The following is a 16,161-nucleotide window of genomic DNA, read 5'->3' on the forward strand; positions in this document are numbered from 1 at the left end:
GTCGGCGCCGGCGTGGTGGCGAAGATCATCAAGTGACGCCCTGACCCGGTTGGGCCGTGGCCCAACCGGCTTTGTCAGGTCGTCATCCCCGCGAAGGCGGGGATCCAGGGCTTGATAAGGCGACAATGGCGGGCCGAACTTTCGGTCCGCCTTCGCCGTCTGAAGGGTTTGCAACAAATCAAAACGCGTCAGTAGCTCAACTGGCAGAGCAGCGGTCTCCAAAACCGCAGGTTGTAGGTTCGAGTCCTACCTGGCGCGCCATTTGGAACGCGTAGCCGACGAGTCAATGGCTACGGTCGCAAACAAATAAAGAGTCAGATGAACAGCAAGGTCGAACATTCCAAAGCCGCCGCATCCTCCGCGGGCGACATCGTCAAATACGCGCTGGCGCTTGCGCTGGTGATCGCGGGTCTGGTGGCGTGGTGGTGGTTCGCTGGCCAGTGGGCAACGCCTTTGCGGGCGCTGGCCGTGGTCTCGGGCCTGGTGCTGGGCGCGGTGGTGTTCCTGGGTACGGCCAAGGGTCGCGAGACCCGCGAGTTCCTGGTCGAGTCGCGTTTCGAACTGCGCAAGGTGGTCTGGCCGACCCGCCAGGAAGCCCTGCGCATGACCTGGGTGGTGGCCATTGTGGTCGTGATCCTGAGCCTGATGCTGGGCGGCTTCGACTGGGTGATCCAGGAGTTGCTGAAATTGTTCTTTACCCTGGGCCGTTGAGGAGAATGTCGCAGTGAAGCGTTGGTACGTCGTACACGCCTATTCGGGCTTCGAGAAATCGGTGGCGCAGGCGCTGCGTGATCGCATCGTCCGCAACGACATGCAGGAACGTTTCGGCGACGTGCTGGTGCCGACCGAGGAAGTGATCGAAATGCGCGCCGGCCAGAAACGCCGTTCCGAGCGCAAGTTCTTCCCCGGTTATGTGCTGGTGCAGATCGAGACGCACGAGGAAGCGGGTATTCCGCGCATGGACAACGAGAGCTGGCACCTGGTGAAGGAGACTTCCAAGGTTCTGGGTTTCATCGGCGGTACCGCCGACCGTCCGTTGCCGATCCGCGACGAGGAGGCCGATGCCATCCTCCAGCGCGTGCAGGACGGCGTCGAGAAGCCGCGTCCGAAGGTGTTGTTCGAGCCCGGCCAGATGGTGCGCGTCACCGAAGGCCCGTTCAACGACTTCAACGGCGTGGTCGAGGAAGTGAATTACGAGAAGAGCCGCCTGCGCGTGGCTGTTCTGATTTTCGGGCGTTCCACCCCGGTCGAACTCGAGTTCGGCCAGGTCGAGAAAGCCTAAAGGCCGGGGGCCGGTTTCGGTCCCCGATTCAAAGCGAAGGGAGGAGTCCCGCAGTCGCAAGACGTGCAGACGCTTGAACTCCAGGAGTAAATCGAAATGGCAAAGAAAGTAGTCGGTTACATCAAACTGCAGGTCAAGGCCGGTCAGGCGAATCCGTCGCCGCCCGTCGGTCCTGCGCTGGGCCAGCGCGGCCTGAACATCATGGAATTCTGCAAGGCGTTCAATGCCGCCACGCAGAAGCTGGAGCCGGGCCTGCCCACTCCGGTCATCATCACCGCCTATTCGGACCGTACCTTCACCTTCATCACCAAGAGCACGCCCGCCAGCGTCCTGTTGAAGAAGGCCGTCGGTATCCAGTCCGGTTCCAAGCGCCCCAACACCGAGAAGGTGGGCAAGGTCACCCGCAAGCAGCTCGAGGACATCGCCAAGGCGAAAGAACCCGATCTGACCGCAGCCAGTCTGGATGCGGCGGTGCGTACGATTGCGGGTTCGGCCCGCAGCATGGGCTTGACGGTAGAGGGCTAAGACGATGGCACAGACCAAACGACAGAAAGCGATCTTTGCCGCGGTCACCCCGGGCAAGGCGTACTCCATTGACGACGCACTGAAGATCGTCAAGGACAACAGCAAGACCAAGTTCGTGGAAGCCGTCGACGTGGCCGTGCGCCTTGGCGTGGACGCCAAGAAGTCGGACCAGCAGGTGCGCGGTTCCACCGTGCTGCCCGCCGGCACCGGCAAGTCGGTCCGCGTGGCGGTGTTCGCACCGGCCGGCGCCAAGGCCGATGAAGCCATCGCCGCCGGCGCCGAAGCCGTGGGCATGGACGATCTGGCCGAGAAGATGCTGGCCGGCGACCTGAACTACGACGTGGTCATCGCCACGCCGGACGCGATGCGCGTGGTCGGCAAGCTGGGCCAGGTACTGGGCCCGCGCGGCCTGATGCCGAATCCCAAGGTCGGCACCGTTTCGCCGAATCCGGCCGAAGCCGTGAAGAACGCCAAGTCGGGTCAGGTGCGCTACCGCACTGACAAGGCCGGCATCATCCACTGCACCCTGGGTAAGGCCAGCTTCGACGACGCCTCGCTGAAGAGCAATCTGCAGGCGTTGCTGCTGGACCTGGTCAAGGCCAAGCCGTCGACCGCCAAGGGCACCTATCTGCAGAAGATTTCGCTGAGCTCGACCATGGGCCCCGGCGTGACCGTGGATCTGTCTTCGCTGTCGCTCAAGTAATCAGTTCCACCTTCCTCGCCAAGCGGGGAAGCGTTTCAAATTTTGAGGGCAATCGCGAAAGGCTTCGGCCGGACGCGATAGCTGTCAAAGACCGCAGGTGCGGTCGGCGCATATCGATGACGGGCAAGGAAGCTTGGTTACGGCAGGGAGTCGCCGTCGATACAGCGGGATCGCTTAATTCGACTCTCTTTGTGGGTCGGGCCGGCGTAGATGGTGCCGCCTTCTGGAAGTCTTTCTGGAAAGGCCACCACCGGGACGCCAATCCGGCGTCCCCGGTGCCCAGGACGGGCACCGCCCAGGACCGCAAGCGGCAGGAGCCGTGAGCGGAGTTTATTTGGAGGAGTGTATGGCTCTAAATCTGTCTCAGAAGCAAGAAGTTGTAGCCGAGCTGGCAGACGTCGCCGCCAAGGCCCACTCCTTGATTGCTGCCGAGTACGCGGGCATCACGGTCGGTCAAATGACCACGATGCGCAAGAAGGCTCGCGAAAACGGTGTGTACTTGAAAGTCGTCAAGAACACCCTGGCTTCGCGCGCCGTCGAAGGTACCGAATACGAGTGCGTCAAGGACTCGTTGGTCGGTCCCTTGTTGTACGCGTTCTCGACGGAAGAACCCGGCGCCGCCGGTCGTCTGATCAAGGAATTCGCCAAGGGCAACGACAAGCTGCAGCCCAAGCTCGTAGCCGTGGGTGGCCAGTTGTATCCGGCCAGCCATGTCGACGTGTTGGCATCGCTGCCGACCCGCGAGCAGGCCCTGGCCATGCTGGCACGCGTGCTCGCCGAACCGGCAAGCATGTTCGCCCGCGCGATCAAGGCAGTGGGCGACAAGCTGGGCGGAGGCGACATCGTCGCTGACGCATCGGCAGAAGCCCCGGCTGAAACCTCGGTTGAAGCGGTACCCGAAGTCGCGGCAGCATCCCCAGCGGAAGCCGCCCCGACCGAAACTCCGGCCGATCCGGCCTGAGTCGCACCGCAATCACTGAAACCCATCCCAGAAATATTTTTCGAAGGTAATCAACATGTCCCTGTCTAACGAACAGATCGTCGACGCAGTCGCTGAAAAGAGCCTCATGGAAGTGATGGAGCTGGTCAAGGCGATCGAAGAAAAGTTTGGCGTCTCCGCCGCCGCTCCCGTGGCCGCTGCCGGTCCGGCCGCTGCCGCTGCCGGCCCGGTTGAAGAGCAGACCGAATTCACCGTCGTCCTGAAGGCGATCGGCGAGAAGAAGGTCGAAGTCATCAAGGCCGTCCGCGCCATCACCGGCCTGGGCCTGAAGGAAGCGAAGGACCTCGTGGAAGGCGCCCCGCAGACCGTGAAGGATGCGGTCTCGAAGGAAGATTCCGAGAAGTTCAAGAAAGAACTCGAAGCCGCTGGTGCGACTGTCGAAGTGAAGTAAGCGGTATTCGTCGCCAGTCAACATCGGCGGCACACCGAGGCCGGGGGCGTAAGCCCCTGGCCTTCGGTCGTTGTTGAAGTGCAGTAGAAAAAACCCGAGTTGGTAGTTGGAAGTAGCAAGAGAAGGCGTGCTGGTGCCGGCAATACCAGCGACTTCCAACTGACGATTTTCCCGTTCCGCGCAGGGTCCCTGCTGCGGACAGATGGTTCCCCCCGGACCCGCGGACGCGCGGCTCCCAGAGAAAAAGGCGATAAGTCACATGGCGTACTCGTTCACTGAAAAGAAGCGTATCCGCAAGGATTTCGGCAAGCAGCGCTCGATCCTCGAGGTCCCGTTCCTGCTCGCCATCCAGGTGGATTCCTACCGCTCGTTCCTGCAGGAAAACATCGAGCCCTCCAAGCGCGTCGACCACGGCCTGCACGCCGCGCTGAAATCGGTGTTCCCGATCTCCAGCTACAGCGGCAACGCGGCCCTGGAATACGTGGGCTACAAGCTGGGCGATCCGGTGTTCGACGAGCGCGAGTGCCGCAACCGCGGCCTCAGCTACGGCGCGCCGCTGCGCGTGACCGTGCGCCTGGTGATCTACGACCGCGAGTCGTCGACCAAGGCCATCAAATACGTGAAGGAACAGGAAGTCTATCTGGGCGAAATCCCGCTCATGACCGACAACGGCACCTTCATCGTCAACGGTACCGAGCGCGTGATCGTCTCGCAGCTGCACCGTTCGCCGGGCGTGTTCTTCGACCACGACCGCGGCAAGACGCACAGCTCGGGCAAGCTGCTGTACAGCGCCCGTATCATTCCGTACCGCGGTTCCTGGCTCGACTTCGAGTTCGACCCGAAAGACGCGCTGTTCACCCGCATTGACCGTCGCCGCAAATTGCCGGTGACCATCCTGCTGCGCGCGTTGGGCTACAACAACGAAGAAATGCTCAATGAGTTCTTCGACATCAACACTTTCCACATCCTGCCGGAAGGCGAGGGCGTGCAGCTGGAGCTGGTGGCCGAGCGCCTGCGCGGCGAAACCCTGAACTTCGATCTTGCCGATGGCGACAAGGTCATCGTCGAGACCGGCAAGCGCATCACCGCGCGCCATGTGAAGCAGCTGGAACAGTCGGGCATCGCCGCACTCGCCGTGCCGGACGACTACCTGATGGGCCGCATCCTGTCGCACGACGTGATCGACGCCAGCACCGGCGAGTTGCTGGCCACCGCCAACGACGAAATCACCGAAGATCAGCTGGCCAAGTTCCGCAAGGCCGGCGTGGACGCCGTGGGCACGTTGTGGGTCAACGATCTGGATCGTGGTCCCTACATCTCCAACACCCTGCGCATCGATCCGTCCAAGACCCAGCTGGAAGCGCTGGTCGAGATCTACCGCATGATGCGTCCCGGCGAGCCTCCGACCAAGGATGCCGCGCAGAACTTGTTCCACAACCTGTTCTTCACCTTCGAGCGCTACGACCTGTCGGGCGTGGGCCGGATGAAGTTCAACCGCCGTGTCGGCCGCAAGGAAGTCACCGGCGAATCCGTGCTGTTCGACCATAAATATTTCAGCAACCGCAACGACGACGAGTCCAAGCGTCTGGTCGCCGCGCAGGGCGAGACTTCCGACATCCTGGAAGTGATCAAGGTCCTGACCGAGATCCGCAATGGTCGCGGCACCGTCGACGACATCGACCATCTCGGCAACCGCCGCGTGCGTTCGGTCGGCGAAATGGCCGAGAACGTGTTCCGCGTGGGTCTGGTCCGCGTCGAGCGCGCGGTCAAGGAGCGCCTGTCGATGGCCGAAAGCGAAGGCCTGACCCCGCAGGAGCTGATCAACGCCAAGCCGGTGGCCGCCGCGATCAAGGAGTTCTTCGGTTCCAGCCAGCTGTCGCAGTTCATGGACCAGAACAACCCGTTGTCGGAAGTCACGCACAAGCGTCGTGTCTCGGCCCTGGGCCCGGGCGGCCTGACCCGCGAGCGCGCCGGCTTCGAAGTGCGCGACGTGCACCCGACCCATTACGGCCGCGTCTGCACCATCGAGACACCTGAAGGCCCGAACATCGGCCTGATCAACTCGCTGGCCGTGTACGCACGCACCAACAGCTACGGTTTCCTCGAGACCCCGTACCGCAAGGTCGTGGCCGGACAGATCACCGACGAGATCGAATACCTGTCGGCGATCGAGGAAAACGAGTTCGTCATCGCCCAGGCCAACGCCCTGCACGACGACAGCAGCCGCCTGACCGAGCAGTTCGTGCCGTGCCGCCACCAGGGCGAGTCGCTGCTGAAGCCGCCGGGCGAGGTGGACTTCATGGACGTGTCGCCGATGCAGACCGTGTCGATCGCGGCCGCGCTGGTTCCGTTCCTCGAGCACGACGACGCCAACCGCGCGTTGATGGGCGCCAACATGCAGCGCCAGGCCGTGCCTACGCTGCGTGCGCAGAAGCCGCTGGTCGGCACCGGCATCGAACGCGCCGTGGCCCGCGACTCCGGCGTGACCGTGAACGCGCGTCGTGGTGGCGTGATCGAACAGATCGACGCCGCCCGCATCGTGGTCAAGGTCAACGAGAGCGAGATCGGCGACGGCACCGACGCCGGCGTCGATATCTACAACCTGATCAAGTACACCCGTTCCAACCAGAACACCTGCATCAACCAGACTCCGCTGGTGAATGTGGGCGACGTCATCGAGCGCGGCGACGTGCTGGCCGACGGTCCGTCCACCGACATCGGCGAACTGGCCCTGGGCCAGAACATGCTGATCGCGTTCATGCCCTGGAACGGCTACAACTTCGAAGACTCCATCCTGCTCTCCGAGCGCGTGGTGGAAGAGGATCGTTACACCACGATCCACATCGAAGAGCTGACCTGCGTCGCGCGCGACACCAAGCTGGGACCGGAGGAAATTTCCGCCGACATCCCCAACGTGTCCGAGCAGGCGCTGAACCGCCTGGACGAATCCGGCGTGGTGTACATCGGCGCTGAAGTGCGTGCCGGCGACATCATGGTCGGCAAGGTGACGCCGAAGGGCGAAAGCCAGCTGACCCCGGAAGAGAAGCTGCTGCGGGCGATCTTCGGCGAGAAGGCGTCCGACGTTAAGGACAGCTCGCTGCGCGTGCCGCCGGGCATGGACGGCACCGTCATCGACGTGCAGGTCTTCACCCGCGACGGCATCGAGAAGGACAAGCGCGCGCGCCAGATCGAGGAAAACGAGATCAAGCGCGTCAAGAAGGACTTCGACGACCAGTTCCGCATCCTCGAGAACGCGATCTTCGCGCGCCTGCGTCCGCTGCTGGTGGGCAAGGTGGCCAACGGCGGCGCCGGCCTGAAGAAGGGCGACACCATCGACGACGCCTACCTGGACGGCCTGAAGAAGGCCGACTGGTTCGCCATCCGCATGAAGGACGACGACGCCTCCGACGCCATCGAACGCGCGCAGAAGCAGATCCAGGCGCACGAGAAGGAATTCGAGCGCCGCTTCGCCGACAAGCGCGGCAAGATCACCGCCGGCGACGACCTCGCCCCCGGCGTGCTGAAGATGGTCAAGGTGTACCTGGCCGTGAAGCGCCGCATCCAGCCGGGCGACAAGATGGCCGGTCGTCACGGCAACAAGGGTGTGGTCTCCACGATCGTCCCGGTCGAAGACATGCCGTACGCCGCCGACGGCAGCACCGTCGACATCGTGCTGAACCCGCTGGGCGTGCCTTCGCGCATGAACATCGGGCAGATTCTGGAAGTCCACCTGGGCTGGGCCGCGAAAGGCCTGGGTCAGAAGATCCAGAAGATGCTCGATGCGCAGGCCAAGGTCGCCGATCTACGCAAGTTCCTCGACCAGATCTACAACCACGACCTGAAACTGGGCGAACAGCGCGTCAACCTGGGTGAATTCAGCGACGACGAGCTGCTGCGTCTGGCCGGCAATCTGACCGACGGCGTGCCGATGGCGACGCCGGTATTCGATGGCGCGGCGGAATCGGAGATCAAGCACATGCTTGCGCTCGCCGATCTGCCCATCAGCGGTCAGACCCAGCTGTACGACGGCCGCACCGGCGAGGCGTTCGATCGCCAGACCACCATCGGCTACATGCACATGCTGAAGTTGAACCACTTGGTGGACGACAAGATGCACGCGCGTTCGACCGGTCCGTACTCGCTCGTCACCCAGCAGCCGCTGGGCGGCAAGGCGCAGTTCGGCGGCCAGCGCTTCGGCGAAATGGAAGTCTGGGCGCTGGAGGCTTACGGCGCCGCGCACACCCTGCAGGAAATGCTGACGGTCAAGTCGGACGACGTGCAGGGCCGCAACCAGATGTACAAGAACATCGTCGATGGCGAACACGAGATGGTCGCGGGCATGCCGGAATCCTTCAACGTCCTGGTGAAGGAAATCCGCTCGCTGGCCATCAACATGGAATTGGAAGAGTGATCTGACGCCGGAGCCGGTCGTGCGCAAGCACCGGCCGGCTTCGGGATCCCGCTCGCGCCAATCCCTCGACACAAGATTTTCCTCCTACCCGGAGAAACAAAATGAAAGACCTACTGAATCTCTTCAACCAGCAGCGCCAGTCGCTGGACTTCGACGCCATCAAGATCGCGCTGGCCTCGCCGGACCTGATCCGTTCGTGGTCCTTCGGCGAAGTGAAGAAGCCGGAAACGATCAACTACCGTACCTTCAAGCCCGAGCGCGACGGTCTGTTCTGCGCCGCCATCTTCGGACCGATCAAGGACTACGAATGCCTGTGCGGCAAGTACAAGCGCATGAAGCACCGTGGCGTGGTCTGCGAGAAGTGCGGCACCGAAGTGACCCTGGCCAAGGTGCGCCGCGAGCGCATGGGCCACATCGACCTCGCTTCGCCGGTCGCGCACATCTGGTTCCTCAAGTCGCTGCCGTCGCGCATCGGCCTGATGCTGGACATGACCCTGCGCGATATCGAACGCGTGCTGTACTTCGAAGCCTACGTGGTCACCGAGCCGGGCCTGACCCCGCTCGAGCGCCGCCAACTGCTGACCGAAGAGCAGTTCATGACCGCGCGCCAGGAATACGGCGACGACTTCGACGCCGCCATGGGCGCCGAGGCGGTCTACGACCTGCTGCGCACGATCGACCTGCAGTCGGAAATGGTCAACCTGCGCGAGGAAATCGCCAGCACCGGTTCGGAAACCAAGCTCAAGCGTCTGACCAAGCGCATCAAGCTGGTCGAAGCTTTCCTCGAGTCCGGCAACCGTCCGGAGTGGATGGTGATGACGGTGCTGCCCGTGCTGCCGCCGGACCTGCGTCCGCTGGTGCCGCTGGACGGCGGCCGCTTCGCGACCTCCGATTTGAACGATCTGTACCGTCGCGTCATCAACCGCAACAACCGCCTGCGCCGCCTGCTGGAGCTCAACGCTCCGGACATCATCGTGCGTAACGAAAAGCGCATGCTGCAGGAATCGGTCGACGCCCTGATGGACAACGGCCGTCGCGGTCGCGCCATCACCGGCACCAACAAGCGTCCGCTCAAGTCGCTGGCCGACATGATCAAGGGCAAGCAGGGCCGCTTCCGCCAGAACCTGCTCGGCAAGCGCGTCGACTACTCCGGCCGTTCGGTCATCGTGGTCGGTCCGTACCTCAAGCTGCACCAGTGCGGCCTGCCGAAGAAGATGGCCTTGGAACTGTTCAAGCCGTTCGTGTTCGCCAAGCTGCAGCGCCGCGGTCTGGCCACCACCATCAAGGCCGCCAAGAAGCTGGTCGAGCGCGAAGAGGCGGAAGTCTGGGACATCCTGGAAGACGTCATCCGCGAACATCCGGTGCTGCTGAACCGTGCGCCGACCCTGCACCGCCTGGGCATCCAGGCGTTCGAGCCGGTGTTGATCGAGGGCAAGGCCATCCAGCTGCACCCGCTGGTCTGCACCGCGTTCAACGCCGACTTCGACGGCGACCAGATGGCCGTGCACGTCCCGTTGAGCCTGGAGGCCCAGCTGGAAGCGCGTGCGCTGATGATGTCGACCAACAACATCCTGTCGCCGGCCAACGGCGAGCCGATCATCGTGCCTTCGCAGGACGTGGTGCTGGGTCTGTACTACATGACCCGCGCCCTGGAAAACAAGAAAGGCGAGGGCATGGCCTTCGCCAACATCGCCGAGGTCAAGCGCGCCTACGACAACCGTGCGGTGGAACTGCACGCCAAGGTCAAGGTCCGCATCACCGAGACGGTGACCGACGAGGAAGGCAACAAGAGCAAGCAGACCAGCATCGTGGATACCACGATCGGCCGCGCACTGCTGGCCGAGATCCTGCCGGACGGCCTGCCGTTCGTGCTGGCCAACACCGAGTTGAACAAGAAGGCCATCAGCCGCCTGATCAACTCCAGCTACCGCATGCTGGGCCTGAAGGACACGGTCGTGTTCGCCGACAAGCTGATGTACACCGGCTTCGCATACGCAACGCGCGCCGGCGTCTCCATCGGCATCGACGACATGCTGATCCCGATCGAGAAGAAGGGCATCCTGGGCGAAGCCGAACAGGAAGTGCTGGAGATCCAGGAGCAGTACCAGAGCGGTCTGGTCACCGCCGGCGAGCGCTACAACAAGGTGGTCGACATCTGGTCGCGCACCAATGAGCGCATCGCCAAGGCGATGATGGACACCATCGGTACCGACAAGGTGCAGAACGCCAAGGGCGAGACCATCAACGAGAAGTCGATGAACTCGCTGTACATCATGGCCGACTCCGGCGCGCGTGGTTCGCAGGCGCAGATCCGCCAGCTGGCCGGCATGCGCGGCCTGATGGCCCGTCCCGATGGCTCCATCATCGAGACGCCCATCAAGGCGAACTTCCGCGAAGGCCTGAACGTGCAGGAGTACTTCAACTCCACCCACGGTGCCCGTAAGGGTCTGGCCGATACCGCGTTGAAGACGGCGAACTCGGGTTACCTGACCCGTCGCCTGGTCGACGTGGCGCAGGACGTGGTGATCACCGAAGTCGACTGCGGCACGGTCGAAGGCCTGACCATGACTCCGATCGTGGAAGGCGGCGACGTGGTCGAGCCGCTGCGCGAGCGCGTGCTGGGCCGCATCGTGGCCGAGGATGTGTTCCTGCCGGGCAACGACGAGGATCCCATCGTCACCCGCAACACGTTGCTGGACGAAGCCTGGGTGCAGAAGCTCGAAGACGCCGGCGTGCAGTCCCTGAAGGTGCGTTCCACCATCACCTGCGAATCCGACTTCGGCGTGTGCTCGCACTGCTACGGTCGCGACCTGGCCCGTGGCCATATCGTCAACATCGGCGAAGCGGTCGGCGTCATCGCCGCGCAGTCGATCGGCGAACCCGGCACCCAGCTGACCATGCGTACCTTCCACATCGGCGGCGCGGCTTCGCGTGCGGCGGCGGTGGACAACATCACGGTCAAGACCACCGGCTCGATCAAGTTCAACAACCTGAAGTTCGTCGAGCACGCCAACGGCCACCTGGTCGCGGTGTCGCGTTCGGGCGAACTCTCGGTGTTGGACGGCCATGGCCGCGAGCGCGAGCGTTACAAGCTGCCCTACGGCGCAACGATCTCGGTCAAGGACGGCGCGGCCATCAAGGCCGGCCAGTCGGTCGCCAATTGGGACCCGCATAACCACCCGATCGTGTCGGAAGTGGCCGGTTTCGTGCGCTTCGTGGACTTCGTCGACGGTATCACCGTGATGGAGAAGACCGACGACCTGACCGGCCTGGCCTCGCGCGAGATCACCGATCCGAAGCGTCGCGGTTCGATGGGCAAGGACCTGCGTCCGGTCGTGCGTATCGTCGACAAGGCCGGCAAGGACCTGAACATCCCGGGCACCGACCTGCCGGCCCAGTACCTGTTGCCGCCGCGCTCCATCGTCAACCTGCAGGACGGCGCCGCCGTCGGCGTGGGCGACGTGGTCACCAAGGTGCCGCAGGAAGCCTCCAAGACCCGCGACATCACCGGCGGTCTGCCGCGCGTGGCCGATCTGTTCGAAGCGCGCAAGCCGAAGGATCCCGCGATCCTGGCCGAGCGCTCGGGCATCATCAGCTTCGGCAAGGACACCAAGGGCAAGCAGCGCCTGATCATCAAGGACACCGATGGCAGCGAACACGAGGAGCTGATTCCCAAGTTCCGCCAGATCATCGTGTTCGAAGGCGAGCACGTGGCCAAGGGCGAAACCGTGGTGGACGGCGAACCGTCGCCGCAGGACATCCTGCGCCTGCTGGGCGTCGAGCCGCTGGCCGCCTATCTGGTCAAGGAAATCCAGGACGTGTACCGCTTGCAGGGCGTCAAGATCAACGACAAGCACATCGAAGTGATCACCCGCCAGATGCTGCGCAAGGTCGAGATCACCGACGCCGGCAACACCAAGTACCTGCACGGCGAACAGGCCGAGAAGCAGCGCGTGCTGGAGGAGAACATCAAGATCCTCGCCAAGAACGAACTGCCGGCCAAGTACGACCCGGTCCTGCTGGGCATCACCAAGGCCTCGCTGGCCACCGAATCGTTCATTTCGGCGGCTTCCTTCCAGGAGACCACCCGCGTGCTGACCGAGGCTGCCGTCCGCGGCACCCGCGACAACCTGCGCGGCTTGAAGGAAAACGTGATCGTCGGCCGTCTGATCCCGGCCGGTACCGGTTTGACCTACCACGCCAGCCGTCGCCGCAACGCTTCGGGCCTCACCGACTCGGAAATGGAAGCCCTGGTTTCCACGACCCCGGCGGCCGAAGCGCCGGCCGCCGAGCCTGCGGCAGCGGCGGAATCGGTCGCGGGCAGCGACGAGTAGGCAGCACCAGTCCCTACCGGCCAGGCCGGGCAGGGCGGACCAAGAGAAATGGGGCGCAGGACGCGCCCCGTGTTCCGGCCCAGGAGGGCCAGCAGGCTGAACCCGTCGGTTGACGGGGTTTTAACCTGCCAGCTATACTTTCCTGTCTCGGCGGGCCGTCATGCGGCCTGCCGTCATTTTCACGCACAAGGCTCCGGCCTTACATCCGAAGAATCCATAAAGATGGCAACGATCAACCAGCTCGTCCGCAAGCCGCGGCAGGCCCCTACCTACAAGAGCCAGTCGCCTGCGCTCGACAAGTGCCCGCAGCGCCGTGGCGTCTGCACGCGCGTCTACACCACCACCCCGAAGAAGCCGAACTCGGCGCTCCGCAAGGTGGCCAAGGTGCGCCTGACCAACCAGGAAGAAATCATCAGCTACATCGGCGGTGAAGGCCACAACCTGCAGGAGCACTCCGTGGTCCTGGTTCGTGGCGGTCGCGTCAAGGATCTTCCGGGTGTGCGTTACCACACCGTTCGCGGCTCGCTGGATGCTTCCGGTGTGGCCAAGCGCCGCCAGGGCCGTTCCAAGTACGGCGCCAAGCGTCCGAAGTCCTAAGGCATCTTGGCAAAACGCCAAATCACAGATTTGAATAGGTAAGTAGATCATGTCGCGTAAAGGCTCAACCCCACAGCGTACCGTCCTGCCGGACCCCAAGCACGGCAGCCACACCATCGCCCGTTTCATCAACATGGTCATGTACAGCGGCAAGAAGTCCGTCGCTGAGAAGATCGTGTACGGCGCCATGGATGTGATCAGCGAAAAGAACCCCAATGCCCTCGAGCTGGTCGAGAAGGCGCTGGACAACATCTCGCCGACGGTCGAAGTGAAGTCGCGTCGCGTCGGCGGCGCCACCTACCAGGTGCCGGTCGAAGTGCGCTCGTCGCGCCGTCTGGCCCTGGCCATGCGCTGGCTGATCGAGTCGGCGCGCAAGCGCGGCGAAAACACCATGCCGCGCAAGCTGGCTGCAGAACTGTTGGATGCCTCGGAAAACCGCGGCGGCGCCATCAAGAAGCGTGAAGAAACCCACCGCATGGCGGAAGCGAACAAGGCGTTCGCGCACTACCGCTGGTGATTTGCCCCGGTCCGCGGGCGCTGCGTGTATCGCTGGCGCCTTGAAACGCGGACCTTTCGGCACCATTTAGGTGCCCTTGCGACGGTAGTCGCATGACGAATCCGAAGGCCGCCCACGGGCGGCGTTCGGCCATCCGCAAACACAAAAAAGAGAGACTGTCGTGGCTCGCACCACTCCCATCGAGCGTTACCGCAATTTCGGCATCATGGCCCACATCGACGCGGGCAAGACCACCACGTCGGAGCGCATCCTGTTCTACACCGGCGTCAGCCACAAGATCGGTGAAGTGCACGATGGCGCCGCGACCATGGACTGGATGGAGCAGGAGCAGGAGCGTGGCATCACGATCACCTCCGCGGCGACCACGGCGTTCTGGAAGGGCATGGACAAGTCCATGCAGGAACACCGCTTCAACATCATCGACACCCCCGGCCACGTCGACTTCACCATCGAAGTGGAGCGTTCCTTGCGCGTGCTCGACGGCGCGGTGTTCGTGCTGTGCGCCGTCGGTGGCGTGCAGCCGCAGTCCGAGACCGTCTGGCGCCAGGCCAACAAGTACTCCGTGCCGCGCATGGCGTTCGTCAACAAGATGGACCGCACCGGCGCCAACTTCGACAAGGTCGTCGAGCAGCTGAAGAGCCGCCTGGGCGCGTACGCCGTGCCGATGCAGGTGCCGATCGGCGCCGAGGAAGGCTTCGAGGGCGTGGTCGACCTGATCAAGATGAAGGCCATCCACTGGGATACCGCCTCGCAGGGCACCACGTTCGAATACCGCGAAATCCCGGCCGAGTTGCAGGACAAGGCCGTGGCTGCGCGCGCGTTCATGGTTGAGGCCGCCGCCGAAGCCAGCGAAGACCTGATGGACAAGTACCTCAACGAAGGCGAGCTGTCCGAAGCCGAAATCATCAGCGGTCTGCGCGAGCGCACCCTGAAGGTCGAAATCGTGCCCGTGTTCTGCGGCAGCGCGTTCAAGAACAAGGGCGTGCAGGCCATGCTCGACGGCGTCGTGCATCTGCTGCCGTCGCCTTCGGATCGTCCGCCGGTCGCCGGCATCGACGAAGACGACAAGGAAGACACGCGTCCGGCCAATGACACCGCTCCGTTCTCGGCGCTGGCGTTCAAGATCATGACCGACCCGTTCGTGGGTTCGCTCACGTTCTTCCGCGTGTATTCGGGCGTGCTCAATTCGGGCGACGCGGTGTACAACCCGGTCAAGTCGAAGAAAGAGCGTGTGGGCCGCATCCTGCAGATGCACTCCAACGAGCGCAGCGAGATCAAGGAAGTGCGCGCGGGCGATATCGCCGCCGCGGTGGGTCTGAAGGACGTCACCACCGGCGACACCCTGTGCGCGCAGGACCACATCATCACCCTAGAACGCATGATCTTCCCGGAACCCGTCATCTCGATGGCGGTGGAGCCGAAGACCAAGTCCGACCAGGAAAAGATGGGTATCGCCCTGGGCCGTCTGGCGCAGGAAGATCCCTCGTTCCGCGTGCGCACCGACGAAGAATCCGGCCAGACCATCATCGCCGGCATGGGCGAGTTGCACCTGGACATCCTGGTCGACCGCATGAAGCGCGAGTTCAATGTGGAAGCCAATGTGGGCAAGCCGCAGGTCGCCTACCGCGAAACCATCCGCAAGTCGGTCAAGCAGGAAGGCAAGTTCGTGCGCCAGTCGGGCGGTCGCGGCCAGTACGGCCATATCGTCATCGAGATGGCGCCGCAGGAGCGTGGCGTTGGTTTCTCGTTCGAGAACGCCATCGTCGGTGGCGTGGTGCCAAAGGAGTACGTCACCGCTTCCGGCAAGGGTATCGAAGAAGCCATGAAGAGCGGCCCGCTGGCCGGCTTCCCGGTGGTGGACGTGGCGATCAAGGCAGTGGACGGCTCGTTCCATGACGTCGACTCCAACGAAATGGCGTTCAAGGTCGCCGGCTCGATGGCGTTCAAGGAAGCCTTCGCCAAGGCGAGCCCGGTGTTGCTCGAGCCGATGATGAAAGTCGAGATCGTGACGCCCGAGGATTACCTGGGCGACGTGATGGGCGACGTCAGTCGTCGTCGCGGCATCCTGCAGGGTCAGGAAGACAGCCCGTCCGGCAAGGTGATCGACGCGATGGTGCCGCTGGGCGAAATGTTCGGCTACGCCACCACGCTGCGCTCGATGTCGCAGGGTCGCGCCACCTTCACGATGGAATTCGACCACTACGCCGAAGCGCCGGCCAACATCGCCGACGCAGTCGTCAAGAAGAACTGAGGGTGGCCGGCGAATGCCGGCTGCTGCAATCAAACACAAGAAATTTAAGGGTATACAGCCATGGCAAAGGGTAAATTCGAACGCACCAAGCCGCACGTGAACGTGGGCACGATTGGTCACGTTGACCACGGCAAGACGACGCTGACGGCG

11 protein-coding genes, 1 tRNA gene and 1 pseudogene are annotated in these 16,161 nt (G+C 63.4%); all 13 read left to right on the forward strand.

Translation table 11 applies throughout. The features are described 5' to 3' along the window. The first annotated feature begins 185 nt into the window (after positions 1–185). Positions 186–261, forward strand: a tRNA-Trp gene (locus tag J2W94_RS17990). A 57-nt stretch (positions 262–318) separates the two neighbouring features. Beyond that, a complete protein-coding gene (gene secE, locus J2W94_RS17995) occupies positions 319–711 on the forward strand; it encodes a preprotein translocase subunit SecE (RefSeq protein WP_310096366.1) in 393 nt (130 codons plus the stop codon). A gap of 13 nt (positions 712–724) precedes the next feature. After that, entirely contained in the window at positions 725–1,282 is a 558-nt protein-coding gene (gene nusG, locus J2W94_RS18000) for a transcription termination/antitermination protein NusG (RefSeq protein WP_310096369.1), read from the forward strand. Positions 1,283–1,378: 96 nt separating this feature from the next. Beyond that, positions 1,379–1,807 (forward strand): 50S ribosomal protein L11, encoded by a 429-nt coding sequence (rplK, locus tag J2W94_RS18005; RefSeq protein WP_093290179.1) that lies wholly within the window; start codon positions 1,379–1,381, stop codon positions 1,805–1,807. Positions 1,808–1,811: 4 nt separating this feature from the next. Next, positions 1,812–2,510: a 50S ribosomal protein L1 gene (gene rplA / locus J2W94_RS18010; protein WP_310096371.1), complete on the forward strand. Its 699-nt coding sequence runs from the start codon at positions 1,812–1,814 to the stop codon at positions 2,508–2,510. Positions 2,511–2,856: 346 nt separating this feature from the next. After that, positions 2,857–3,402 (forward strand): annotated as a pseudogene (gene rplJ / locus J2W94_RS18015) (50S ribosomal protein L10); the annotation flags it as partial. Between the two features lie 124 nt (positions 3,403–3,526). Continuing rightward, positions 3,527–3,901: a 50S ribosomal protein L7/L12 gene (gene rplL, locus J2W94_RS18020; RefSeq protein WP_310096373.1), complete on the forward strand. Its 375-nt coding sequence runs from the start codon at positions 3,527–3,529 to the stop codon at positions 3,899–3,901. 259 nt (positions 3,902–4,160) lie between these two features. Next, complete coding sequence (gene rpoB / locus J2W94_RS18025) at positions 4,161–8,312, forward strand: DNA-directed RNA polymerase subunit beta (protein WP_310096375.1); 4,152 nt, start codon at positions 4,161–4,163, stop codon at positions 8,310–8,312. 101 nt (positions 8,313–8,413) lie between these two features. Further along, on the forward strand, positions 8,414–12,646 hold the full coding sequence (gene rpoC / locus J2W94_RS18030; protein WP_310096377.1) for a DNA-directed RNA polymerase subunit beta': 4,233 nt from the start codon (positions 8,414–8,416) through the stop codon (positions 12,644–12,646). A gap of 222 nt (positions 12,647–12,868) precedes the next feature. Continuing rightward, the gene (rpsL, locus tag J2W94_RS18035; RefSeq protein ID WP_093290174.1) at positions 12,869–13,243 is read left to right on the forward strand and encodes a 30S ribosomal protein S12; all 375 of its coding nucleotides are present in this window, start codon (positions 12,869–12,871) and stop codon (positions 13,241–13,243) included. A gap of 49 nt (positions 13,244–13,292) precedes the next feature. Further along, entirely contained in the window at positions 13,293–13,760 is a 468-nt protein-coding gene (rpsG, locus tag J2W94_RS18040) for a 30S ribosomal protein S7 (RefSeq protein WP_310096382.1), read from the forward strand. A gap of 160 nt (positions 13,761–13,920) precedes the next feature. Beyond that, a complete protein-coding gene (gene fusA / locus J2W94_RS18045) occupies positions 13,921–16,011 on the forward strand; it encodes an elongation factor G (protein ID WP_310096384.1) in 2,091 nt (696 codons plus the stop codon). A 60-nt stretch (positions 16,012–16,071) separates the two neighbouring features. Next, positions 16,072–16,161, forward strand: a 90-nt coding sequence (locus J2W94_RS18050) for a GTP-binding protein (protein ID WP_032978997.1), incomplete at its 3' end; no start/stop codon positions are given.

Source organism: Pseudoxanthomonas sacheonensis, from assembly GCF_031455975.1.
Classification (GTDB): Bacteria; Pseudomonadota; Gammaproteobacteria; order Xanthomonadales; family Xanthomonadaceae; genus Pseudoxanthomonas_A; species Pseudoxanthomonas_A sacheonensis_A.

Coding starts and splice junctions, on each gene's coding strand:
- rpoC (WP_310096377.1), top strand. CDS start 8,414: ATGAAAGACCTACTGAATCTCTTCAACCAGCAGCGCCAGTCGCTGGAC.
- rpoB (WP_310096375.1), top strand. CDS start 4,161: ATGGCGTACTCGTTCACTGAAAAGAAGCGTATCCGCAAGGATTTCGGC.
- rpsL (WP_093290174.1), top strand. CDS start 12,869: ATGGCAACGATCAACCAGCTCGTCCGCAAGCCGCGGCAGGCCCCTACC.
- rplA (WP_310096371.1), top strand. CDS start 1,812: ATGGCACAGACCAAACGACAGAAAGCGATCTTTGCCGCGGTCACCCCG.
- rplL (WP_310096373.1), top strand. CDS start 3,527: ATGTCCCTGTCTAACGAACAGATCGTCGACGCAGTCGCTGAAAAGAGC.
- rplK (WP_093290179.1), top strand. CDS start 1,379: ATGGCAAAGAAAGTAGTCGGTTACATCAAACTGCAGGTCAAGGCCGGT.
- rpsG (WP_310096382.1), top strand. CDS start 13,293: ATGTCGCGTAAAGGCTCAACCCCACAGCGTACCGTCCTGCCGGACCCC.
- secE (WP_310096366.1), top strand. CDS start 319: ATGAACAGCAAGGTCGAACATTCCAAAGCCGCCGCATCCTCCGCGGGC.